The 22,604-nt window shown below is 69.0% G+C and carries 20 protein-coding genes and 1 other RNA gene; 6 read left to right on the top strand and 15 right to left on the bottom strand.

Going from position 1 to position 22,604, the window contains the following annotated elements:
• Position 1: 1 nt before the first annotated feature.
• From ACZ5ZX_RS27650 to ACZ5ZX_RS27600, 11 genes are all read right to left on the bottom strand, one after another.
• Positions 2-598 (bottom strand): hypothetical protein, encoded by a 597-nt coding sequence (locus ACZ5ZX_RS27650; RefSeq protein WP_465504877.1) that lies wholly within the window; start codon positions 596-598, stop codon positions 2-4.
• Positions 599-601: 3 nt separating this feature from the next.
• Complete coding sequence (locus ACZ5ZX_RS27645; protein ID WP_465504876.1) at positions 602-2,767, bottom strand: magnesium transporter; 2,166 nt, start codon at positions 2,765-2,767, stop codon at positions 602-604.
• Complete coding sequence (locus ACZ5ZX_RS27640) at positions 2,764-5,727, bottom strand: ATP-binding protein (RefSeq protein ID WP_465504875.1); 2,964 nt, start codon at positions 5,725-5,727, stop codon at positions 2,764-2,766. The genes ACZ5ZX_RS27645 and ACZ5ZX_RS27640 overlap by 4 nt, the downstream gene beginning before the upstream one ends.
• A 3-nt stretch (positions 5,728-5,730) precedes the next feature.
• Entirely contained in the window at positions 5,731-6,207 is a 477-nt protein-coding gene (locus ACZ5ZX_RS27635) for a hypothetical protein (RefSeq protein WP_465504874.1), read from the bottom strand.
• Positions 6,208-6,216: 9 nt separating this feature from the next.
• Entirely contained in the window at positions 6,217-6,483 is a 267-nt protein-coding gene (locus tag ACZ5ZX_RS27630; RefSeq protein WP_005166545.1) for a hypothetical protein, read from the bottom strand.
• Between the two features lie 442 nt (positions 6,484-6,925).
• Positions 6,926-7,789, bottom strand: a complete 864-nt coding sequence (locus ACZ5ZX_RS27625) for an SCO6745 family protein (RefSeq protein WP_465504873.1) — start codon at positions 7,787-7,789, stop codon at positions 6,926-6,928.
• Between the two features lie 153 nt (positions 7,790-7,942).
• Positions 7,943-8,341: RNase P RNA component class A (gene rnpB, locus ACZ5ZX_RS27620), an RNA gene on the bottom strand.
• A gap of 14 nt (positions 8,342-8,355) precedes the next feature.
• Positions 8,356-8,934: a COG4315 family predicted lipoprotein gene (locus ACZ5ZX_RS27615; RefSeq protein WP_465504872.1), complete on the bottom strand. Its 579-nt coding sequence runs from the start codon at positions 8,932-8,934 to the stop codon at positions 8,356-8,358.
• Positions 8,855-10,138 (bottom strand): NAD(P)/FAD-dependent oxidoreductase, encoded by a 1,284-nt coding sequence (locus tag ACZ5ZX_RS27610; protein WP_465504871.1) that lies wholly within the window; start codon positions 10,136-10,138, stop codon positions 8,855-8,857. The genes ACZ5ZX_RS27615 and ACZ5ZX_RS27610 overlap by 80 nt, the downstream gene beginning before the upstream one ends.
• Positions 10,135-10,944: a ferredoxin gene (locus ACZ5ZX_RS27605; protein WP_465504870.1), complete on the bottom strand. Its 810-nt coding sequence runs from the start codon at positions 10,942-10,944 to the stop codon at positions 10,135-10,137. The genes ACZ5ZX_RS27610 and ACZ5ZX_RS27605 overlap by 4 nt, the downstream gene beginning before the upstream one ends.
• Positions 10,941-11,591, bottom strand: coding sequence for a DUF4142 domain-containing protein (locus tag ACZ5ZX_RS27600; RefSeq protein ID WP_465504869.1), 651 nt, complete (start codon positions 11,589-11,591; stop codon positions 10,941-10,943). The genes ACZ5ZX_RS27605 and ACZ5ZX_RS27600 overlap by 4 nt, the downstream gene beginning before the upstream one ends.
• Positions 11,592-11,851: 260 nt before the next feature.
• Here ACZ5ZX_RS27600 and ACZ5ZX_RS27595 point away from each other — a divergent pair, with 260 nt between their 5' ends.
• The 5 genes from ACZ5ZX_RS27595 to ACZ5ZX_RS27575 all read left to right on the top strand — a co-directional run bounded on the left by ACZ5ZX_RS27595 (position 11,852) and on the right by ACZ5ZX_RS27575 (position 17,208).
• Positions 11,852-12,418, top strand: coding sequence for a sigma-70 family RNA polymerase sigma factor (locus tag ACZ5ZX_RS27595; protein ID WP_465504945.1), 567 nt, complete (start codon positions 11,852-11,854; stop codon positions 12,416-12,418).
• A gap of 11 nt (positions 12,419-12,429) precedes the next feature.
• Positions 12,430-12,846, top strand: coding sequence for a zf-HC2 domain-containing protein (locus tag ACZ5ZX_RS27590; protein ID WP_465504868.1), 417 nt, complete (start codon positions 12,430-12,432; stop codon positions 12,844-12,846).
• A gap of 31 nt (positions 12,847-12,877) precedes the next feature.
• Positions 12,878-15,703: an AAA family ATPase gene (locus ACZ5ZX_RS27585; RefSeq protein ID WP_465504867.1), complete on the top strand. Its 2,826-nt coding sequence runs from the start codon at positions 12,878-12,880 to the stop codon at positions 15,701-15,703.
• 33 nt (positions 15,704-15,736) lie between these two features.
• The gene (gene sfnG, locus ACZ5ZX_RS27580; protein ID WP_465504866.1) at positions 15,737-16,855 is read left to right on the top strand and encodes a dimethylsulfone monooxygenase SfnG; all 1,119 of its coding nucleotides are present in this window, start codon (positions 15,737-15,739) and stop codon (positions 16,853-16,855) included.
• Between the two features lie 86 nt (positions 16,856-16,941).
• The gene (locus tag ACZ5ZX_RS27575; protein WP_465504865.1) at positions 16,942-17,208 is read left to right on the top strand and encodes a hypothetical protein; all 267 of its coding nucleotides are present in this window, start codon (positions 16,942-16,944) and stop codon (positions 17,206-17,208) included.
• 61 nt (positions 17,209-17,269) lie between these two features.
• Here ACZ5ZX_RS27575 and ACZ5ZX_RS27570 read toward each other — a convergent pair whose 3' ends face one another.
• The 4 genes from ACZ5ZX_RS27570 to ACZ5ZX_RS27555 all read right to left on the bottom strand — a co-directional run bounded on the left by ACZ5ZX_RS27570 (position 17,270) and on the right by ACZ5ZX_RS27555 (position 21,797).
• Positions 17,270-19,006 carry a hypothetical protein gene (locus ACZ5ZX_RS27570; RefSeq protein ID WP_465504864.1) on the bottom strand — a complete coding sequence of 579 codons (1,737 nt, stop codon included), beginning with the start codon at positions 19,004-19,006 and terminating at the stop codon, positions 17,270-17,272.
• Positions 19,007-19,119: 113 nt separating this feature from the next.
• A complete protein-coding gene (locus ACZ5ZX_RS27565) occupies positions 19,120-20,226 on the bottom strand; it encodes a bifunctional RNase H/acid phosphatase (RefSeq protein WP_465504863.1) in 1,107 nt (368 codons plus the stop codon).
• On the bottom strand, positions 20,223-20,960 hold the full coding sequence (locus tag ACZ5ZX_RS27560; protein ID WP_044854713.1) for a zinc ribbon domain-containing protein: 738 nt from the start codon (positions 20,958-20,960) through the stop codon (positions 20,223-20,225). Before ACZ5ZX_RS27560 ends, ACZ5ZX_RS27565 begins: the two co-directional genes overlap by 4 nt.
• A 15-nt stretch (positions 20,961-20,975) precedes the next feature.
• A complete protein-coding gene (locus tag ACZ5ZX_RS27555) occupies positions 20,976-21,797 on the bottom strand; it encodes a Nif3-like dinuclear metal center hexameric protein (protein ID WP_465504862.1) in 822 nt (273 codons plus the stop codon).
• Between the two features lie 31 nt (positions 21,798-21,828).
• Here ACZ5ZX_RS27555 and ACZ5ZX_RS27550 point away from each other — a divergent pair, with 31 nt between their 5' ends.
• Positions 21,829-22,386: a chorismate mutase gene (locus tag ACZ5ZX_RS27550; protein ID WP_465504861.1), complete on the top strand. Its 558-nt coding sequence runs from the start codon at positions 21,829-21,831 to the stop codon at positions 22,384-22,386.
• The last annotated feature ends 218 nt before the right edge of the window (positions 22,387-22,604 follow it).

Raw genomic sequence — 22,604 nt, 5'->3', positions numbered from 1 at the left:
GTCAGCTCGCTTGAGTGAATTTGGTGACCCGCCACCCGGAGTTCCGCTGGGTGACGGTGACCCGGACCTTGGGCCCGTCCGTCGGGACGTCCACCTCCATCGATCCGGCGAGCGAGGACACCACCTGCGGCTCCCCGGTCACCTTCGTGGCGGTGATGTTCGCGGGGTCCACCGTCGTGAGTTCCCCGGCCAGGTATTCCTCGGTGGTGTACGGACGCAATCCGTTCAGCCATTGCTCGGTCGTCGTACCGTTCGGATGATTCGCCCATGCCGTCACCCACTCCTTGGCGACCCGGACACCGCTCTGGTCAGGTGGCGCGGAAGACGGTGGCGGCTGGGTGGTCAGCCGCGGCGGCAACGTCGACGTCACGGTCACCGGCGCGGCGACGCCCGGACGCGAGGTACTGGTCGCCGAAGAACCCGGCCCACCGGCCGTCTGCCCCGGTTTTTCGATGGCCTTGGGCAGCATGATGCCCACCGCGGTGAGCACCACCGCGAGGACGACCAGCGTGCCGACGAGGTGCCGGGGCGAGCGCAGCGGCCAGCCCCACAGTCTGCGGTAAACCGCGGTACGCCCGCGATTGGTCCGGATCGGCATGGGTCACCGACCCATTGCGCGGTCTGTGTCACGGACTTCCTCGCGGACCTCGAGCCCGCGCGAAGGCCGGTACAGCACGAAGACCGGTTTGCCCGCGACGACCTCGGGGTCGACCCGGCGAGGACGCGGGGTCGACGGCCCGGCTTGCACCGGCACGGTGCCCGACTGATCGGGGATGGCGTAGCCGCCACCGGCGGAATTCATCCGCGAGGGCACCACGACCGGCTCCGGTTCGTCGCTCCAGCGCCGGTCGGCGACCGGAGAGGTGTCGACCCGGCGGCTCGGTACCTGGATCGGACTCCGCCCGCCGGAGGTGAACATCGAGTCGCCGGGATTGCCCGCGGACGGGTTGTACTGGCCGAACACCGGGACGCCGCCACCGCCACCGGCGGGGAGCGCGGGCATGCCGCCGCCACCGCCGACCGCGCCCGGCCACGGCGCGCCGGACCAGGCCGCGGCGGGCCTGATCGCACCGGAACCGTTGTCGAGCCGCTGGGAGCTGGCGAAGATCGTCGCTTCCGGCCGGAACCGGCCGCCGCCGACCGTCGCGCCGACAGGACCGCGGAGGTCACCGTCGACGACGTCGTCGGTGTCGCGGACGTTCTGCCAGAACGCGTCCTGCGGGGTCGGTTCGTTGTTCTTCCTGCGGAAGCGGGAGAAGAGCCCGCCGCGTGGCGAGGGCACCGCGCCGCCGACCATGCCGACGGACATCTCGACCATCTGCCACAGCCGCCGCACGGGACGGCCGACCATGAACAGCAGCACGGTGATGATCCCGGCCAGCACCATCTTCGTCAGCAAGGAAAGCGAGTTCCCCGCGGTGAAGATCGCCTCCAGCAGGAGGGTGTGCACCCCGGCGAGGACCGAGAGCACCATCAGGTTGAAGGCGACCGCTCCGACCACCTTCAGGATGCGCTGCATGATCTGCGGCTGCAGCAACGCGATCAAGCCGATCAGCGGGGCCGTCAGGACGAAGATCCTGATCAGCACCTGCGCGAGCAGGACCGTCGCCTTGGCCAGCAGCTGGAACAGCGAGTAGACGATTCCCTGGCCGAGGGAAAGGAAACCGGCGCCGACGCGGCTGCCGTCCTCACCGGTGAAGTAGCCGGTCGCCGGGCCGAGTTTGGTGGAGATGTCCTTGAAGGCGGCCTTCTTGGAATCCACCAGCGCGGCGTCGGCGTCCCCGCCCTGCTGGATCTGGCCCCAGGTGAAGGCACGCGCGTCCAACAGGGCCGGACCGTATTGCAGCGCCTGCGGCGAGTCCGGACTGCCGAACTCTCCACGCAGCCAGTTGTCGTAGACGACCCGGCAATGCAGTTCGGTCGGCACCCGGTCCCATGGCTGGCGTGCGGCCACGGCCTCCGGGGTCGCCTGGCACGGCTGCGGCGTGGGCGGAGCCGGCTGGGTCGGCGGCGGGGTCTTGGCCTCGTCGATGAAGCCCGCCTGGATGTTGGTCGTGGTCTGCACGATCGCGTTGTCGATCGGATCGAGGAAACGCAGGAGCGCCAAGGAAGACGCGGCCAGCCAGACCGCGGCCAGCCCGTACAGCGCCCGTTTGCTGACCGCCGCGAGATCACCACGCCAGATGTTGCGGAACAACATGATCGACATGATCAGCGCGGCAAGGCCGAACAACTGGGCGTAGATGTTGTTGTAGACCTTCTCCGCCCCGGCCTTGACGGCGTTGTACAGCGGGCTGAGGAGGCTGCCCTGCAGCACGGTGTAGTGCAGCGAGTTCGTGGCACCGACGATGTTCTTGCCGATGTTGAAGAGCTGGTTGCCCGCCCAGGTGTCGATCGTCGAGTTGGGCGAGGTGATGCCGGCCAGCGGACCGCAGTCGGTTTCGTAGGTGTCCCAGACGTGTCCCGCGTACCCGTAGACGTTGTACGGGCTGCCGCCTTCACCGCGAGCGGTCGCGGGTGGGTCGAGGGCGCCGACCATGCCCGCACCGGGCCGTTCCGGGTTCGGCGCCTCACCACACGCCGCGGCCGACGCCGCCGGAGCGGTCGCCACGGCCTGCAGGCCGAGGATCAGCACGACGACGAACATCGTCGCGCGACGGCTGGGCATGCTCTTACCCGGCCGCGGCCCCTCTTTGAGGCGGCGGCGCAGCGCGTGCCAGCCGGCGGCGAACGCGAGCACGCACGCCAGCGTGATCACCGTGTTCATGCGGCATCCCTGCCGGTGCCACCCTTACCGGCCCGTGCGTGCTGCTCGCCCTTTTCCCCGCTCCCATTGTGTCCATTTTGGACGGTGCCTTGGACCTCGCCGGTCTCGGCGGCCAGCGGGTCCGGCGCGCCGAGCATCTGCTCGTCGGTGAGCCCGACCTCGAGTTCTGCCGCGAGTTCGAGATCCTCTTCGAGCTCGAAGTCGTCTTCCTCCGGTGGCGACGCCACGAACTGCTTCTCCGCCGGGACCGCGAGTTCGTTGCCGGGCCGGGACGGTTTGGCGTCGGGCGAGCCCGGCGTGGTGTCCATGACCCGGCGCAGGTGTTCCAGGTGCGGACCGGAGAAGTCGACGCGGATCCGCTCCACGCCACCAGCGCCGTCGCCGAAGATGAACTGCCGCGGCTCGACGTCGCGCTGGAGATCGCGGGACGAGCCGGGGCGGCGGCCCAGCGCCGCGACGACCTGTTCGTAGCCGACGCCGACCGGGACCTTCAGCAGGCGCAGCGCGTCGGCCTGGGCGTCGTCGTCGTCGAGACGGCCGACGAACACCGAGTCCAGCAGCGCCACGAAACCCTGGATCTTCAGGAAGTCCGCGGGGATCTGCGAGGACAGGAGCACCCGGACGTTCCACTTACGCGAGTCACGGGCGAAGCGGTTCATCAGCACGCGACCGGTCGGGACCTCGGACAGGAAGAACGCCTCGTCGATCCAGACGCCCTTGCGCAGTTCCTTCGGCTTCTCGTACACCGACCGCTGCGTCAGCCACGCGGCGAGGTTCAGCATCTCGACGCCGAGGGATTCCGCGTCCGTCCAGTACTCGCGCGGGACACCGTCCTTGGGCAGGGTCAGCCCCGCCATGGTCAGCACGGTCATCCGGTCGTCACGGGTTTCGGCGTACGGGTCCGCGTCGGTCTCCGGGATGAGCAGCGCCATCCGCTCGCGCATCTCGTCGAGGAAGTCCGCGACGACGACGGCGTGCTCGTGGTGCTCGCTGGAGTCCCGGCGCAGCGCGTCGATGACCTGGCCGGGGTCTGCTTCGAACCGGCCACCGACCGCGCGGACGGCGCGCAACAGCACGATCCGGGTCTGCGCCATCCGCGAGACCTCGTACGGCAGGACCCCGGTGAGGACGTCGAGTACGAGACGGCGTCGCGTCGCACCCGCGAGGGCCTTCTCCCGCCGCCAGGAGCGCTCGGGGTCGTCCTCGTCCATGAAGTGCTCGAGCTGCGGCTCGGCGACCACGCGGTACGGGTTGAGGATGCCGGGCTGAGCGTTGAGCAGGTTGATGTTCCGCGCGTACGGCCGTAGTTCGGGCAGGTCGCACAGCCGCGACAGCGGGCCTGACGGGTCGAGGATCGTCCAGTGCGCGCCCGCTCGGAGCGTCTTGTAGACGATGCCGCCGCCGAGGAACGACTTACCGCCACCGAGTCCGGCAACCATCGCTGTCAGGCCCGAACCGTCGCGGATCTCCTGCGCCATCCACGGATCCCACGCCACCGGGCGCCGAGTCGCGGTGACGGTCTCGCCGAGCAGGATGCCGCGGCGGTCGCCCACCTCGGCCGTCGCCGTCGGCACCGACGAGGACGCCCACACGACCGAACCGCGGCGCATGTACGCCGCCGAGGCCAGCGGCTCGCCGGGGATGAATTCCCTGGCCAGCGCGTACTGGGCCTCAGGATGTTCGACGGCGATCTTCGGCTTGTACAGGTCGAGCAGCTGCTGGGCGAGGCGCAGCGCGTCGCGCTCGGTCGGGCCGGACACCGCGAGCCGCCACCACGAGCGCACGCGGGTGGCCAGCGCGGTGAAGCCCGACGTCATCTCGTCGTCGATCTCCAGCACCCGGCCCGCCTGGCGGGCGAGTGACTGCGGCGGTTCCAGTTCGTGCTCGTCGGTGTAGTGCTTGACCTGCGAACGCACCTTGTTCATCTGACGCTGGAGCTCACCGGCGACCTCTTCGGGGCGCCGGACGTAGATCCGCGCGGACACCTCGACGGCGGCGGGCAGCCTGTCCGCGTGCTGGATCCACGGGTCGTCGACCTCGGGGATCTGCAGGCCGTGCATCTGGCCGACGGTGAGGACGGCGAGATGCCGCGAGACCCCGGCGTTCGAGCCGGTGCGGCCGCGGACGGTGACCGTCGGCGCGTACGGCTCGGCGTGGAAGTCCGCCGCGTCGGTGAAGCTGGCGAGGTCTTCCGGCTCCCAGGCCGCGCCGGGGACGGCGGGCATGTTGCGCGGCGCGGGCAGCCCCAGCGAGCACGAGCGGTGCATCAGCCAGGACATCTCTTCGGCGTGCACCGGGCGGCCTTCGAGCCCCGCCGAGCCGATCACCTGGTCGAGGTGCTCGACCTCGGAGTCGAGCGCGGCCAGTTCGGCGTCGACGGCCTCCGGCAGGATCTTGCGCAGCACCGGGGCGGCGCTCTCGACCGCGCGGTCGATCATCCGCCGCGTCTGCACCTGGACGCCGAGATAGACCTCTTTCTCGGCCATCGAGCGGCCCATCAGCTGCTGCTGCTCGCCGATGAGGTAGTCGTCGAAGGACAGCGCGCCCGGCACGTCCTGTGGACGGCCGACGGCGTTGTGCACGTGGGCCTCGGCCCACATCCGGATCGGGTACGGCCGGTTGGTCACGCGCAGGTGCAGCCAGCGGCCCTGGAGTTCCGCGTACTGGCCGGCGATGGCCGCGATCAGGTCGCGGCGCTGGGAGTCCGACCGGAACGACCAGCGCTGCGGCGCGAGCCGGTACCAGGCGTAAACCTCATAACCGGTGCGTAACAGGTGTCCGTCGATGCTTCGCGCGGCGATCGACGGGGTATAGGTAGGAATGGCCGCCTCGCCGGGCAGCCGCCTCCCCTTGCCCGAAGCCTTTTTGGGCTGCGCGGAGCGAACCTGCTGGGGCTGGTTCCAGGCCCCTTGGTGCAGGTCACGATCACGTTTTCCTCGGCTTCCGCCGCGACCGAACAACGACTACCTCCCGGCCCGAGCCGCAGAGCGGCTCCGACGCGCTCGTGGTGTTCCCTGAGCTCCGGCGCCGCCGCCGTAGCCGTGGTGCTGGTACTGCCGTCTCCTGCGATGCTTCGGCAACGGGCGCGTCGCCCGCACCCGGACGCGGGATGCGCTGGCTGCGCCGCCTGTGCCCGTGGTCCGTTCTCTTGGTGTGTTGAGCTCTTTCGCCGCCATCCCGGCCACGGCGCCCAGCGGACGCTCGTGGCTGATCTTGGACGTGATCAACCTGGTGATCACGATTGTGGCGACGAAAGCCCAGGCGGTCGAGAAGAACCCGAAGCTCCAGCCCGCCCACCGTTCGACGGTGAGCACGAGCAGGAAGACCGGGATACCGACGAGCCACGCGACGTAGCGGGCTCTCCAGGGAAAAGTCGCTTTCGGCGGGCCGAGCCAGACGGCGTCGACCCGGTAAACCTCGTCATCGGTCCGGATACGCAACGCGAGCCCTCAGCCTGTGAAGAGGCCGGCGATCCACTGGCCCACGTTGACTCCGGCGCCGCTCACCGCGAGGCCGATGATCGCCAGCGCGATCACGACACCGGCGAGACGACGCATGACACCGGCGTTGTCCCCTTTGCCACCGCCCAGCCACAGGAGAAGAAGCGCGACGGCCAGCAGCACCAGGGGGATGATGTTGTCGATCAGCCAGGTGCGGACGTTGCCGGTGCCGAGCTCGCCGGCGGCCAGCGTGTCGAGGGTGGTCAAGGTCATCATCGCATTACTCCCGGTGCGCGGAGAGGGGGTTCGCGCGGTTCTGGCTCGGTGGTGCTTCGAACATCATGGCGTCACGAGGCGTAGTGGTCAAAGCGCGCTCTGTAGATATCGTTTTGTCTACTGATCACAGAGCGAGGCACAGCACCACGACCATCCTCGGTCTCCATCATCGTTGCAAGGGTCGTCTGGATTAACCCCGGCCACCCGTATTTCGCAGTGTGCTGACGGACTCACCCGGTTGCGAGGCAGCCGCTCACTGTAAGTACGGGTCGACCGGCGAGATTTTGGCCGCGACCAGTGTGACATGACTCGTTCGGTGGCTTCTCGCGAGTCCGCTGGGTGAGCACGCATTCGACAAAAATCATGGAGGCCGATCAAGGGAAAGTCACGCTTCCGTTACCCAACGCGAAATCCGGACCCGTATTTTCACTACATAGCGTGATTATCTGCCCGTAGAGAACACATTCGCGGGAAAAGCGCCCGCCGCGATGGCCTGACGGCTCAACGGCCCGCACAGCTCGTGAAGCCGCGCGGTCTTCTCCTCGCCGAGGTGTTCCCATGGCCCGGTCGACGCCGCGTTGGTGGCGGCTTCGATCCGCTCACGGAGATCGTTCCCGGCCTCGGTCAGACCGCCGTCGGCGTCGAGGAGGCCCTTCTCGCGGAGCGCGTCGGCCGCCGCGTCCCACTGCTCGTCGCTCCACCCGCGGGACGCCTTGGCCGCCTCGGGCAGGAAACCCTTGCCGGTGGCGGTGTGCGTGACGAGGGCTTCGAGCCCACTGAGGCCGTGGACGACGAGGGCGGCGATATGGCCGTCGCCGCGGTGCTCGCGCAACAGCGTGATGGCGTGCCAGAGGACGAGATGCGGCTCGCTCGGCCAGTCGAGGTCAGCGTGCCCGGCGTAGAGCGGACGGCCGTCGACCTGGCAGCCCGCGGTCGCCTCACGTGCGAGTTGGGCGGCTTCGGCGACCTCTTCGGAGTCCAGGACGTCCTTGCCGAGCAGCCGGATCAACGTCGCGTCGACCGCTTCGAACCGGGCCTCGATGATCCGGTCGGGGGTGGCCAGCGTCCACGCGCGCGGGATATAGCGGGCGACCAGCTCCGGATTGAAGTTGTAGAAGGTGGCGGCGACGACGCCAGGGCCCACCGCGCCCATCGGCGCCGCGCGGCCCGCGAAGTAGGTCATGCGCCCCGGCCGGAGGCCCGCGTCGGTGAGCGCGGCTTCCGTTTCGGGTGCGAAGTAGCTGAGGGAATGCAGTACATCGAACGTCCCGCGGAACCGTCCCGAGACCCGACTCGCTTCGCCCATGCGGGCACCCTACCGGCAAGTAGACAGGGGGCGCAGCGTCCAAAGGGGCTGAAGGACGCTTTCCCCTCATCTCACGCGGGGAAAGCGCCCTTCACCGCGTGAGATGAGGGGAAGGTTCCCTTCAGCCCCGCGCCTGAGCGAGGGGAAGGAGTACGGACGAGCCGGCGTGTAAGCCGGATCCTGTCCCCGCTCCACCTTGCGGCGGAGCGAGTGGCGGCCATCCATCTAGGCCCGCCGTCGCCGACGGGCTCGAGCGGCCTACCCGCAGGCTCGGGCGGGCAGCCCTCGAACGCCTGCGCAGGAGCCTCGCGGCTCCCTCTTGACCTTGCTCCGGGTGGGGTTTACCTAGCCGTCCTGGTCACCCAGGACGCTGGTGGTCTCTTACACCACCGTTTCACCCTTACCCCCGCCCGCGAAGCGAACGGAGGCGGTCTGTTTTCTGTGGCACTTTCCCGCGGGTCGCCCCGGGTTGCCGTTAACAACCACCCTGCCCTGTGGAGTCCGGACTTTCCTCGAACCGGTCTCCCGGCTCGCGGCCGCCCCGCCGACTCGTCCGTCGGCGAATCCTACTGCACGGGCGCGGGGAGGCAGTTCAGGTTGCGCTGCCCGTCGGGTTTGATGACGAACCACACGTGGCCGGTGCCCTGTCCGGTCCATTCCCCTGGCCGCGCGTTGGCGAATTTGTAGAGCGGCCAGCCTGCCAAGGTCACCTGTTTGGCGCCTTCGGGACGTTTGACGGTGCCGACGAGCGCGGGGTCGATGCCGGTCACCCTCGGCGTCCCCGCGGTCGTGACGGGGATCCACACCGCGGCGCAGTCCCCGTGACAGGCCGAGCGGGCCTTGTGCGGGTTGTCGTGTTCGTAGCGGAAGAGGACGGCGCCGGTGTCGTCGAGGACGGCCTGCCCCATCTTCGTCATGTAGACGGCCGTGAGCTGCCTGCCTGGCGGAGGCGCCGACTCGGTGGGAGAACTCGTCCGCCGTGGAGTGCTGGTCTGCGGCGTACGCGGGCTGGGGAGGGCTTCGGTGACCGGAGCCCCGGCCGTCAGCGCCGCCTGCTCCCCGGAATCAGCCGCCTGCCACCACATCGCGGCGCCCACGACGAGCGCCGCGATGACGAGGAGCATGGTCAACCGCGATCGGCGCATCCGACTTCTCCGTTTCTCCTGGGTGGCTGACGGGGTTCTGCTCCGCGATCTCGTTGGTCCAATGCAGGACGGCGGACGGGCTGTCGAGGCCGACGACGCCGACGAGCCGCCCCTTGCGCACGAAGCCGGTGACGGGTTTCTCGCCACCGACGGGCGAGGCGAGCGCGACGGTGTCCGTGCCGAGCTTGGGAATGCCGCCCGCCTGGATCCGCACGCCGTGCTGTTCGGACCAGAACCGCGGCACCGGCGCGAACGGCTGCGCGGCCTGCGGCCCGGCGAGGAGGTTCTCCGCGGCCGCCCGGCCCATTTCGACGGCGTTGAGCCAGTGCTCGACCCGCCTCGGTGTCTCGTCGAAACGCAGGTTCGGCCACTGCGCGACGTCTCCCGCTGCCACGATGTTGCCCATCCCCAGCACGTGACAGGTGGGCGAGCAGACGACGCCGTCGTCGAGCGGCAGTTTGGACCCGCGCAGCCACGAGATCGACGGGACGGTCCCGACGGCGACGACGACGCAGGACACGTCGAGGATCCAGCCGTCGGACGACCGCAGCCGCAGCCCGTTCGCCGTCGTCTGCCAGTTCTCGATGGACGCGCCGAGCCGCAGCCGCACCGCCCGTGCCCGGTGCAGCGCCGAGAGTTTCTGTCCGATGTGCTTGCCGACGGCCTCGCCGAGCAGATTCGCCGACCGGCCGATGATGGTGACCTCGCGGCCCATCGCCCGCAGGCTCGCCGCGACCTCGCAGCCGATGAAACCGCTGCCGAGCACCGCGACCGGCCCGTGGTCGGCGGCGAGGTTGTCGCGCAGTTCGGCGGCGTCGGCCAGTGTCCGGACGACGACCACGCGCGGATGCCCGTGCGGCACCCCGGACAGGCGCCGCGGTTCGACGCCGCTGGCGATGACGAGACCGTCGTAGCGCAGTTCCTCCGCCCCAGGCAGGTGGACCACCTGGCGGCCCGGTTGCAGATGCGTGGCCGGGGTGTTGAACCGCCATTCGGCGTCGATCTCGTCGAGCCTGGCGAGCATCATCTCCGCCGGATGTGTCTCGCCGGTCAGCAGTTGCTTCGACAGCGCCGGCCGGTGGTAGGGCAGATCCGGCTCGTTGCCGACGATCACCAGTTCACCGTCGAACCGCAGTTCCCGGAGCCGTTCCGCGCACCGCAGCCCGGCCAGCCCGCCGCCGACCACGACGATCCGTTCGCTCATTGTCCCGCCCCTTGCAGTTGGATGGCTCGCATCGGACAAGCTCTGGCCGCGGCCTGTACCCGCGGCACCTGTTTCGCGCCGGGTTTTCGGAGATAGCGCAGCTGACCGTCGCCGGTGAGCTGGAAGACCTGCGGCGCTTCCGCCTGACAGATGGCGTAGCGGTGGCATTTCTTGTCGTCGACGGAGATCCGGACCGGTTGGGCCCGGCCGGACGCGCCGTCGAGCAGCCCGAGGCGGACCAGCGCCGGTAGCGGCAGCACCCGGAGCACGGTGAGCACGACGGCCGGGGTGAGCACGGTGATCCCGCCGAGCCAGACCGTCGCGAGGGTGCCGTTCGCGGCCGCGCCGAGCCAGGAGTGGATCGCCAGCAGACCGACCGAGAAGTAGCTGACCTGGTGGAACCGCTGCCAGCTGCGGGTGACCACACTGCGGCGCAAGGCGGCGGTGACCGAGACCGCGACGAACAGTTCCAGGCCGACGACACCGGCCGCGTGCCGCGCGAACCCGCCGCCCGCGAACGGGATCAGCAGCATGAAGAAACCGAACGAATCGTCGTCGAGGAAGAGGTAGGACAACCCGTGGACCACGCCGGTCGCGAGGGTGAACGCGGCGAGCACGATATGACCGCCGCGCAGCGCCTCGTGCCCGGTGATCCGCCGGATCCAGCCGGTGGCGCTCAGCACGCCCCAGGCCAGCGTCAGGCACATCGTCACGTAGGCGAACCGGGCCGAAAGCGTGGCGATGTCCCGCACCCCGCTGTCGTGTGGCGAAGGGGCCGGGATGAGGGCGAGGAGTGAGGCCGTCATGCGTGCCTGCCCGGCGAGCCGAGCAGGCGTACGAGGCCGAAGGTCGCGCCGCCCGCGATCCCCACCATGAGCACGCCGAGCACGATGTCGCCGCCGTCGAGTTCGTTGCCGCCGGTGGAGACGACCATCAGCGAGTCCGTCCCGGCGATACCGGTGCTTTCGAGCAGGGTCATATGCCGCATGACGGTGTCGACGGCCGTCTGGGCGAAGGAACGCATCGCGTCGTCCCGGGTGGCCGCCCGGACCTGGGAGGCGAGACCGAAGATGCTCCCGTGCGCGGCGCGGGCGCGGTTGACGTAGAGGCGGTCGAAGTCGGCGCCGGCGGCACCAGAGATCTCGTCGACCCAGGATCGCTGTTCCTCGGTCGGCTCGCTGGGGAGTTCGACGCGGGCCTTCGCGGCGAGTTCGCGGACCTGTGTGTCGAGCCGATCGTGGTCGTCCGCGAGTTTGCGACCGACCTCGCGCACCCGCTGCCCGGTCCCGCGTTGTTCCGCCTGACGACTGACCGGGCCTTCCCATAGACCCGCCTGCCGGACCCCTACGAGCAGTTCCCGGTCATGGGCGTCGATTTCCGCATAGGCGTCGGCAGGCAAGCCGACCCATATCGCAAGACAACCGATCACCATACCGAGCAGTCGATAGATCATTTCACCCGTCCCCGTGCAGCCCATTGCCGTTCAGTGCCTCACTGGGAGTACGGCAAAGCGGAGCGGCCGGTTCGATCTTTGCGTACCCAAGGTAGTGTGATGTGCATCACACTAGTCATTTAGAACCGTTTTGCGCCGCCATACGTACCGGGGGCAACTAATTGTAAATAGATGACTACTGCACATGGCTTACGGCGATAGTCTGCGCTACGGTGTACGGACTCGTGAAATCCTCCACCGCTGGGGAGGTCGCAAACCTTATGGAAGCAGTGGGCAGAGGGTGTCAGTTCGGCCGCGATCGGCACGCGACCGACCTGTCCGACGATCCGTCCGACGAGCTTATTTCGTTGCTGTACAAGGATTTCCGGACGAATCTGTTCAACCAGGTCATGTACCTGACCGGCCACGACCAACAGTGGACCGAGGACGTGGTCCAAGAGACGCTGATTCGCGCCTGGCAGCATTCCGACACACTGAACCGCGAGCCGGGAATGCTGCGCGGCTGGCTGCTCACGGTCGCGAGGCGGATCGTGATCGACGGCTGGCGAAACCGGCGGGCCCGACCTCAGGAGGTGGAGCTGGACAGTTCCGAAAACGCCGAAATAGCGGATCAGACGGATCAGTCACTGTCCGCGCTCGTCATTTCCGAAGCGCTACGATATCTGGACCGCAAATACCAGGCTGTCATCTACGAGACATATCTGACCGGACATACGGTCCGGGAGGCGGCGGTGATATTGGGAATCCCGGAGGGAACGGTCAAATCACGGCTGTACGCGGCTATGAAGACATTGCGACGGTCGTTAGGAGAGCTGGGTTCGCGATGAGGAAGCGAAAGGTGAAACACACCGATGTCGCGGCCTATGTGCTCGGCGTGCTCGATCAAGCCGAGGCATACGCCTTCGAAAAACACTTGAAGGCCTGTGAGCGCTGCGGCCGCCAGGTCGCGGAGTTCACGTCGGTGGAGGGCGCGCTGGCGAAGGCCGACCTGCGCTACCTGTCGCCCGGCGCCACGGCCACGCGCCGTCCCGGCGCCATCGCCGTCCGGCGCTGCGGGCGGCTGTCGCTGATCACGGCCAACCTGGTGGTGGTGCTCCTGGCGTGCGTCGTCGCGGCCCTGATGTCGTCACACCGGTCGTCCGGCCGGTACCGGCGCGCCTCCTCGGATCCGGACATCTCGTCCCCGGCTCCCCTCGACGGGCCGGCCGGTGACTCCGACCAGCGATTACTCCCACTACCGCTTACGTTCCAGTAGTCTGCCGCAAGCCGACACGAAGGTCTCTACGGTGCATACCGAAGTAAATCCCGAGAGTCCCTTCGGCGGGCCTTCGGTACCGAAGCGCCGCGCCGCCGGACTGCTGGGCCGCGACAGCGAACTGGACACGATCACCAGGCTGTTCCGGGCCGCCCTCCACGGGCGCGCCACCAGCGCGGTGGTGGTCGGCGAGTTCGGCATGGGCAAATCGTCGGTGCTCGCCGCGGCGGGCGAGCTGGCGACGGCGGCCGGATTCACCGTCGCGATCGCCGCCGCGTCCAGGCTGGAGACCCAGCTGAGCGGCGGCGTCGCCCGTCAGCTGATCGAGGGGCTCACCCACGCCCCCGCCGCCATGGGATCCCCCCGCCCGCGGGCACCGCACGCGACCGAGATCCTGCCCGACCGCCGTCCCCGGAACGAGCAGGAACAGACCGAGGCGCTCGACGCCTTCTTCCACATCGTCCGGCACGCCGCCGAACAGGGACCGGTCTTCCTCGGCATCGACAACATCCACCTCGCCGATCCGTGGTCGATGCGCTGCCTCGCCTACATCCGGCACCGCGTGGAGCAGCTGCCGGTGATGATCGTGCTGACCTCGCTGATCGGACATCTGCAGACCGGCGAGGTCGCCCTCATGGAGATGTCCGGCTGCACTCCGGCGGCGATCAGGCTGCGCGGGCTCGGCACGGGGCACGTCGCCGAACTCCTCCGTATCTCCCCCGGCCGGTTCGCCGAGGACTGCCGTGAGGTGACCGGCGGCAACCCGTACCTGCTCACCGCGCTGCGTCGTCGCCTGGTCCCCGGAATGGAGCTGGACACCGCCGGGTCGGCCATGGTCGGCGAGGTCCTGCGGGTCCGCATGCACGAGTACACCGCCGCGCCGAAAATGCTCGAAGCCGTCGCGATCCTCGGCGAGGACGCGAGTTTCGACCTGCTGGCGCAGCTCGCCGGCGTCGACGAGATCACCGCGCTGGAAGCCATCGACACGATGGTGCGCGTGCACCTGCTGACCGACAGCCATCAGCCCGCGCTGACCTACCGCTTCGTCCGCAACTCGGTGCTCGCCGACATGCCGCTCGCCACGAGGGCGGTCAGTCACGCCAGGGCGGCGCGGCTCCTGCACGACGCGGGCGCGCCGCCGGAGCGGATCGGGGCCCATCTGCTGGAGGCGACCGCGATCAGGATCCCCTGGGCGGTCGACATCCTGCGGCAGGCCGCCCGGTGTTCGGTCGTCAAGGGCGACCCGGAGCTTTCGGTCCGGTTCCTGCTGCGGGCGCTGGAGGAACGGCTCAGCGAACGCAAGCGGATGGCGATCCTGCTCCAGCTCGCGCACGCGGAGTTCCACTGCGACCCGGATCTGGCGCCCGCCAGGGTGCGCGAGGCCGTCGACCACATCGACGACCGCGAAACCGCGGCCTTCGTCGCGACCGCCATGATCCTTTCGCTGTGCTGCGGCCCGGACGCGCGGCTGGCGATCAACTCCGCCGGCCAGTTCGCCGCGCGGCTCGACGCGGGCGGGCCCGACGCCGTCTGGCCGCTGCTGTGCATGACCTACCTCGCCGAGGCGGGCAGCAGACTGGGGCCACCGCCGGACTTCCGCGACTTCGAACAGCAGTGGGCGCCGCTGAACGACCCCGCCGCGCAGCAGAGCCGCTCGGGTCTGCTCGCGCTCGATTCGGTACGGAGCGGGAACTCGTCGGCGAACGCCGTCCGCCATTTCGGGGAGGCGCTGTCCGGCAATCAACCCGAACTGTTCGAGCAGCCCTATTTCTTCACGCTCGCGACGGCCGTGCTCGCCGACGAGGCCGCCCTCACCGACAGGCTCTGCCAGGTGCTCGACACCAAACGCCTGCCGTGGGACTTCCACCTGCCGAAGGGCGCCCTCGCCACCCTCGCCCGCGGTATCGCCCTGCAGGCGGGCGGCGACCTGGTGCGGGCGAGCGTCCACTACGAAACCCTCGTGCGGCAGTTCGACGAGCGCGGCGCCACCAGCCAGTGCCCGGTGGCCGTGCTGTGCGCGGCAAGGCTGATCGAAACCTCGGTCGACCTCGGCCGGTTCGACGTCGCGAACGCCCTGCTCGAAAAGATCGATTTCGGTGCCACACAAGCACTTTTCACGCACAACTACCTGCTCTACGCCCGCGGCAGGCTCCGGGCGGCCACGGGCGAACCCGAACTCGGCTACGAAGACCTGCGCGCCTGCGGCCGCCGTCTCGCACACCACGGCATGCGTTTCCCCGGTTTCGCGCCCTGGCGGACGCACGCCGTCCGCGCCGCGCTGGCGCTCGGACGCACCGACGCGGCGGCCCGGCTCGCCGAAGAGGATCTCGAAGCCGCGGAACGCTGGGGAGCGCCGCGCGTCCTCGGCGGCGCGCTGACCACGGCGGGTCTCGTCCGCGACGACGAGGAGGCCGAACGCCTGCTCACCAGGGCCGTCGACGTCCTCGGCGGGTCGACCGCGAAACTGGCGCTGGCCGAGGCGCTGACCGAACTCGGCACCCTGCAGGCCAGGCACGGGCAGAGCGAGAAGGCGATCGTCACCTTGCGGCGGGCCGCGCAGTCGAGCGACCACTGCGGGGCGCGGCCGCTCGCGAGGCGGGCCGCCGAGGTACTGCGGGACGCGCGGGCGAGCCTGACGACGGCGAAAGACAACGAACACGGGCTCACCAAACAGGAGTACCGCGTCGCGCTGATGGCGTCGCAAGGTCTCACCAACCGCGAGATCGCCGAAGCGCTGCACCTGACCCGCCGCACGGTCGAACTCCATTTGTCCGGGGCATACCGGAAACTGGGGATCACCGGAAGGACCGAATTGAGTTCCACCCTCGGCCGTTCCCAGCGCGTGGACGTCGATTGACGGTTTCCGGGGACGGCGGGTTCACTCCGCAGCATGCCGGGAATCGAAGCCGAACCACTCAAATTCGCCTATTGGGTCCCCAATGTGAGCGGTGGACTGGTCACCAGCGACATCGAGCAGCGCACCGATTGGGGATACGAGTACAACCGGGATCTCGCCGTCCTCGCGGAGAACAGCGGATTCGAATACGCGCTGAGCCAGGTCCGCTACACGGCCAGCTACGGTGCCGCCTACCAGCACGAATCGACCGGGTTCAGTCTCGCGCTGCTGCTCGCGACGCAGCGGCTGAAGGTGATCGCGGCGGTCCACCCCGGACTGTGGCATCCGGGCGTGCTCGCGAAGTTCATCGCCAGCGCGGACGTGATCTCCGGCGGGCGCGCCGCGGTCAACGTGGTCAGCGGCTGGTTCAAGGACGAATTCACGAACCTCGGCGAACAGTGGCTGGAACACGACGAACGGTATCGTCGTTCGGAAGAGTTCATTCGCGTACTGAAGGAACTCTGGACCGACGACCACGCCGAATTCAACGGCGATTTCTACCGGATCCACGATTTCGACATCAAACCCAAACCGGTCGGGCGGCCACATCCGGAGATCTTCCAGGGCGGCAACTCCACCGCGGCGCGGAAGCTGGCAGGCCGGGTCTCCGACTGGTACTTCAGCAACGGCAAGGACTTCGACGGTTTCAGCGAGCAGGTCCAGGAGGTCCGCGGCTACGCGGCCGAGAACGGCCACACCGTCCGCTTCGGCCTCAACGGTTTCCTGATCGCGCGCGAGACCGAGAGCGAGGCGAAGGCCGTGCTACGCGAAATCGTCGCGAAGGCGAACACCGACGCCGTCGAAGGGTTCCGCAACGCCGTCAAGCAGGCGGGAAGCTCCACTTCGGACAAGAAGGGGATGTGGGCCGACTCGGAGTTCAAGGATCTGGTGCAGTACAACGACGGCTTCCGCACCGGGCTGATCGGCACGCCGGAGCAGATCGCGGACCGCGCCATCGAGTACAAGAAGCGCGGGGCGAACCTGCTGCTGCTCGGCTTCCTGCACTACCTGGAGGACGTCGAGTACTTCGGGAAGCACGTGCTGCCGGTGATCCGGGCCAAGGAGGCGGACCTGGACCGGGGCGCCGCCACCCCGGAACCCCTGCGCGTTTAGTCCTCTGGTTGCGGCGACAGTGGTTTGGCAGCGCACCGGGATACGGTGGCCGTCCTGTCCGGAACCCGAGGATCCTGGGGGATCACATGCAGCAAGTCGAACGGACGAAGGCGCGAAGGTCACTCCGTCAGCTCGCCGCGATCACCGCCGCCTGCACGGCGGCGGCGATCGCACCGCTCCTTCTCGCGGCGACTCCCGCCCAAGCCGGTGAAATCCGCTACGCAGGGCCGTTCTGGAAGTACGACGTCTGCCTTGACGAGCAGTCCGACTACGCCCGCTACTACAGGATCGTGAAGGCCTGCTACCGGCCCAATGGGACCTCGTGGGGCTTCGACTACACGGAACGGACCTAACCGCCTACGACGAAGGCCGCTTTCCCGAGGTCTCACCTGGGGAAAGCGGCCTTCGTCGTGGTCAGGGGAGGTAGACGGTCTCGCCGGGGTGCATGGTCGGCCCGCAGTCCTTGAGCGGTCCGCCGAAGCGCGCCCTCTCGACGTCCGGCAGGGTCTTCACGGCGTAGTCCTGGGCCGCCTTCAGCTTCTCCGGGCTGGAAACGGCGTCCTTGCGGACGAAGTCGCCGTTGCGCGGCCCGGCGCCGGGGTACACGAAGATCGGCTCGTAGTCGCGATCGATACGCGGGTCGACGGTGATGCCGTTCCCCGCCGCCCACGGGCCCCACGAGTGAATGAAGGTCGGCTTGACCTGGTCGAACACGTAGTCACGCAGCCCCGGCATATCGCCGTTCTTGACGAAGTCGGCGACGTTCGCCTCGACCAGCCCGGCCATGTCGACCAGGTGCAGGCGGCTGGTCATCGACGAGCCACCGAGGTCGGGCAGCAGCAACGACGCCTGCTGCAGGCCGAGAATGTCGGCGATGGTGTTGAAACCGCGGCCGAAGCGGTCGGCGATGAGGCACGCCGGCACCGTCGGGACCTCTTGGAACTTCTCCGACGCCGACGCGAAGCCCATCCCGGACGGGATCGAGGCCGCGACCAGCACGAGGACCACGACGGTCCGCAGCACCGCACGCGAACGGCGCAGCAGTTCGCCCGCGGACAGCGTCCCCGCCAGCACGGCGAGGATCCAGATCGGGGTGGCGAAGCGGTGCTGGCCCATCCAGTCCGGAACCATCACGCCATAGGCGATGATGGCCAGCGCCAGCGGCACCAGCAACGCGATCAGGCTGCGGCGCCATTCCGCGCGGAAGAGCGCGTAACCGATGGTCAGCGCCAGCAGGATCGTCCCGGCGACACCGGCGTAGCCGACCAGCTCGAACGGCTGCTTCAGCGCCGAAAGGCCGGGCAGGCCCTGCCCCTTCGCGATGGACGGGTTCGCCAGCAGCCTGCCGAACTCCGCGATCCGCCAGGCGAGGTACGCGCCGAACGGGATCGCGAACGCGACCACCGAGACCACGACGAACTTGACGCTCTTCCCCAGCAGCGGCTTACGCAGCTGGAACAGCACGACCAGCGGGTACGCGCCGCCGTAGATCAGACCTTCGGGGCGGGTCAGCGCGGCGAACGCGACCAGCACCCCGCACCAGATGGCGACCTTCGCGGTGAGCACCGTGTCCTTGCGCACCGCGACGAACAGCAGCGCGGCGAGCCAGGCGACCGCCATCCCGAACAGGGAGTTCTCCAGTCCGGAGATGGTCCAGATGACGAAGGACGGGATCGCGGCGAGCGTCAGCCCCACCACCAGCGTCGCCAGCCAGGCGAAGCGCGCGAAGACCTGCTTCGCCACGACGTGGCAGGCCGTCAGCGTCCCGGCGGTGAACAGGAGACCGAGCAGTTTGGGGAACAGCACGTAGTCGGGCAGGCCGAACAGCATGCCGCTGTCGAAGACCCCGATGAGCTTGCCGACCGCCAGCAGCACCAGCCAGGTCGAGTTCGACCACCCTTCGACCGACGGCTGCCCCGGCTGCAGCACCGGGCCGATCCCGTCGGCGAAGCTGCGCGCGTAGGAGAAGGTGATGGCCGCGTCGTCGACGATCCAGTGGCCATAGAGGGTCGCGTGCCAGGCGAGCGCCGCGACACCGGCGAGAATCGCCAGGTAAGGCGCGATCCGGGCGGCCATGCCGCGAGAAGCCGGCGTCTCCGCCGGGCCGGGCACGTCTTTTTCGGAAGCCTCGCTGAGTGCGCTCGCCGTCATGTCCCCGTCTTCGCCTTTTCGTTCACGTGCCCGTCGTCGAAACTGTAGCCAATACCCCATCCGGGGCGGACGACGCGTCATATCCAGGCGTGATCCGCGCCACACTCTTCGGGTCAGGACAGGTGCGAGATGTCGTTCACCAGGCGGACCGACGCGTTGCCGTCCGGATAGAACTCGACGATCGACAGCGAGGCCAGGTCCAGGTGCAGGCGGAACAGCAGCGACGGCCCGGCGTCGAGGCCCATCCGCAGCAGCGCCTTGATCGGCGTGACATGGCTGACCAGCACGAGTGTGCGCCCGCCGTAGTTCGCGATCAGCTCGTCGCGGGCCTTGCGGACCCGGCGGTGGACGCCGTCGAAGCTCTCCCCGCCCGGCGCCGCGATCGAGGTGTCGGAAAGCCAGGCGGTCTGGAATTCGGGGTCGCGGTCCATGGCCTCTTTGAAGGTGAGGCCTTCCCAGTCTCCGAAGTCGGTCTCGATCAGCCCGGGATGGGTCTCGACCCGGCCGCCGAGCGCGTCCGCGATCGCCTGCGCGGTCTGCTGGGTGCGGATCAGCGGCGAGGCGATGATCGGCGCGGCTTCGCCGTCGACGACCAGGCCTTCCATCGAGCCGAGCCGTTTCGCGGCGGCGGCCGCCTGCTGCTTGCCGTGCTCGGTGAGCGGTACGTCGCCGCGGCCGGAGTAGCGCTTCTCGACCGACATCGCCGTCTGGCCGTGCCGCACGAGGAGCAGTTTGGTCGGTGTCCCGGTGGCGCCGGTCCAGCCTGCGGGGCTGTTCCTGTCCTGCTTCACGATCTCTTCTGGTTTCTTCGCGGCCCCGGCGTCCATCGCCTCGTTCGCGAGCCCGTCGGCGTGCGAGTTCTCCGCGCGCGGAATCCATTCGTAGCGCACTCGCGAGAAGCGCGACGCTAGTTCCTTGGCCTCGGCGTTCAGCGGCTGCATCGACGGGTGCTTGACCTTCCAGCGCCCGGACATCTGTTCCACCACGAGCTTCGAGTCCATCCGGACGTCCACTGTGGACGCTCCGAGCTCGGCGGCCGCGGCGAGCCCGGCGATCAGGCCGGAGTACTCGGCGACGTTGTTGGTCGCGATGCCGACGTAGGCCTTGCGCTCGGCGAGTACCGCGCCGGTGGCCGCGTCCTTGACGACCGCGCCGTACCCGGCGGGCCCGGGGTTGCCCCGCGAACCGCCGTCGGCCTCGATGAGCACGTGCTCGGTCACAGGCCGGACTCCAGGGTGCGGACCAGGATGGCGCCGCAGTTCTCGCACTGGATGACGTTGTCCTCGGGAGCGGCCTTGATCTCGGCGATCTCGCGGCGGTCGATGTCCAGCTGACAGGCACCGCAGCGGCGGGCCCGCAGCAGCGCCGCGCCGATGCCCTTCTGGGCCCGGACGCGTTCGTAGAGCTTGATGAGGTCGGCCGGGAAGCGCGGCAGGAGCTTGGCGCGGTCTTCGTCGCGGCGTGCCTGCGTGGTGTCGAAATCGGCGAACTGCTCGTCGCGGCGGCGGATGGCCTCGGCGACCTCGTTCTCGGCCTTGGCGACCTCGGCGCTGGTGCGCTGGGCGTCGAGTTCGAGCGCCTCGCGGCGTTCCATCAGTTCGAGGAGGTCGTCTTCGAGCGCGGACTGACGCCGGGTGAGGCTGTTCAGCTCGTGCTCGATGTCGGCCATCTGCTTCGCCGCGACGGAACCGGATTCGAGCAGCTTGCGGTCGCGGTCCCCGCGAGCGCGCACCGACTCGATCTCCTTCTCCTGCCGGGCGATCTCGCGGTCGAGGTCGGACGCCGCGGTCTGGACCGAGACCAGCGCGTCGCGGCGTTCGCGGACGGTCTTCTCGCCCGCGTCGATCTCGGCGATTTCGGGAAGGGTGCGGCGGCGGTGGGCGGTACGCGAAAGTTCGGCGTCCACCTTCGCGAGTTCGAGCAGCTGGCGCTGGATGGCGGGGTCAGCCTTCACGGTGCTCCTTGATTCTTAGTGCTCGGTTCGGGTGGCCCGTAGCGTCCACGGGTCGGTGCACCTCGTGGAGACGTGAATGTCGACGTTACCCGCAAAGACGGCGCGGACGACGGCCGAGGCTTGCTCGCACCACGGCCATTCGCTCGCCCAGTGCGTGACGCCGACCAGTGCGGGGACTTCGGCGATGTCGGCGAGGTGCTCCCCCGCCGGATGGTGCCGGAGATCGGCGGTGACGTAGGCGTCGACTCCGGCGGCGGTGGCCCGCTTGAGATAGCTGTCGCCGGAACCACCGGAAACGGCGACGCGGCGGATGAGCCGGTCCGGATCGCCCGCGCCGTAGACGCCGGGTTCCGTACGCGGCAAGGCGTTCGCGACACGTTCGACGAAGACGGAGAGCGGTTCCGGCGCGGGCAGTTCGCCGATGCGGCCGATGCCAGTGACGCCGTCCTCGCGGGGATCGAGCGGGCCGAGGACGGTCAGGCCGATGGCCTCGGCGAGCGCGTCGGAGACGCCGGGCGACGCGGAATCGGCGTTGGTGTGCGCGCAGTAGAGGGCGACTCCGGCGCGGATCAGGCGATGCACGAGGCGGCCCTTGGTGCTGTCGGCCGGGACGCCGTGGACACCGCGCAGCAACAGCGGGTGGTGCGCGACGATCAGCTGCGCGCCGCCGTCGATCGCCTCGTCGACGGTCTCTTCGACCGGGTCGACGCAGAACAGGACCTTGTCCACGTTCTCGGCCGGGTCGCCGCAGACGAGTCCGACGGCGTCCCACGATTCGGCGAGTTCGGGCGGGTACGCCTGCTCCAGGGCGGCGATGACTTCGGCTAACGCGGGCACCCGGGGATTTTCGCATGTAGCGTTTCCGGGCATGCGACTTCGGGTGCTCTGCGCGCTGCTCGTGGCCGGACCGCTGGCGATGCCCGCCCCCGCCTCGGCGTCCTCCGGTTTCTGGACGCTGACCGAGCTGGCCGCTCAGCGCGTGGAGATCGCCGACAAGGTCGCGGCCGCGAAGTTCGGCACGCCGTCACCGATCGACGACCCGGCGCGCGAACAGCAGATCCTCGACTCGGTGGCGGCGAAGGCACCCGGCCTCGGCCTCGACGCTGCCGAGGTGGTGCGGTTCTTCCGCGACCAGATCGAAGCGAACAAGCTCGTGCAGCGCGGCCTGTACGCGCGATGGACCGAGGACCCCGGCTCGCGGCCGCCCGAACGGCCCGACCTCGCGACCGAGGTCCGGCCGGTGATCGACCGGCTCAACGCGGGCCTGCTCGCCGAACTCGCGACGACCCGGGACGCGCGGGCGCGGCGATCCTGCGACGTGCGGCTCGACGTCACGGTGCGGCTGGTGGACGCGCGACGCGAACTGGACCGGCTGCACTCGGTCGCTCTCGGCGACGCCGTGCGGTCGGCCTGCTCCCACCCCTGACCTGCGGGACGGGAGCAAGGGACCTTTGCTATCGCCGGGGGCTGTGTGGATTTTGTTGCGTTAGATGAAACAAAATCCACACAATCACCCCCGAGACAGCCCGGCCGACCCGCGCGAAGCGAGCAAGGGACCTTTGCTATCGCCTAAGCGCCTGACCTGCGGAAAGAGAGCAAGGGACCTTTGGTATCGCCGGGGGCTGTGTGGATTTTGTTGCGTTA

The organism is Amycolatopsis sp. NPDC033938, from assembly GCF_055575975.1.
This window is presented reverse-complemented; position numbering and strand designations above follow the sequence as displayed.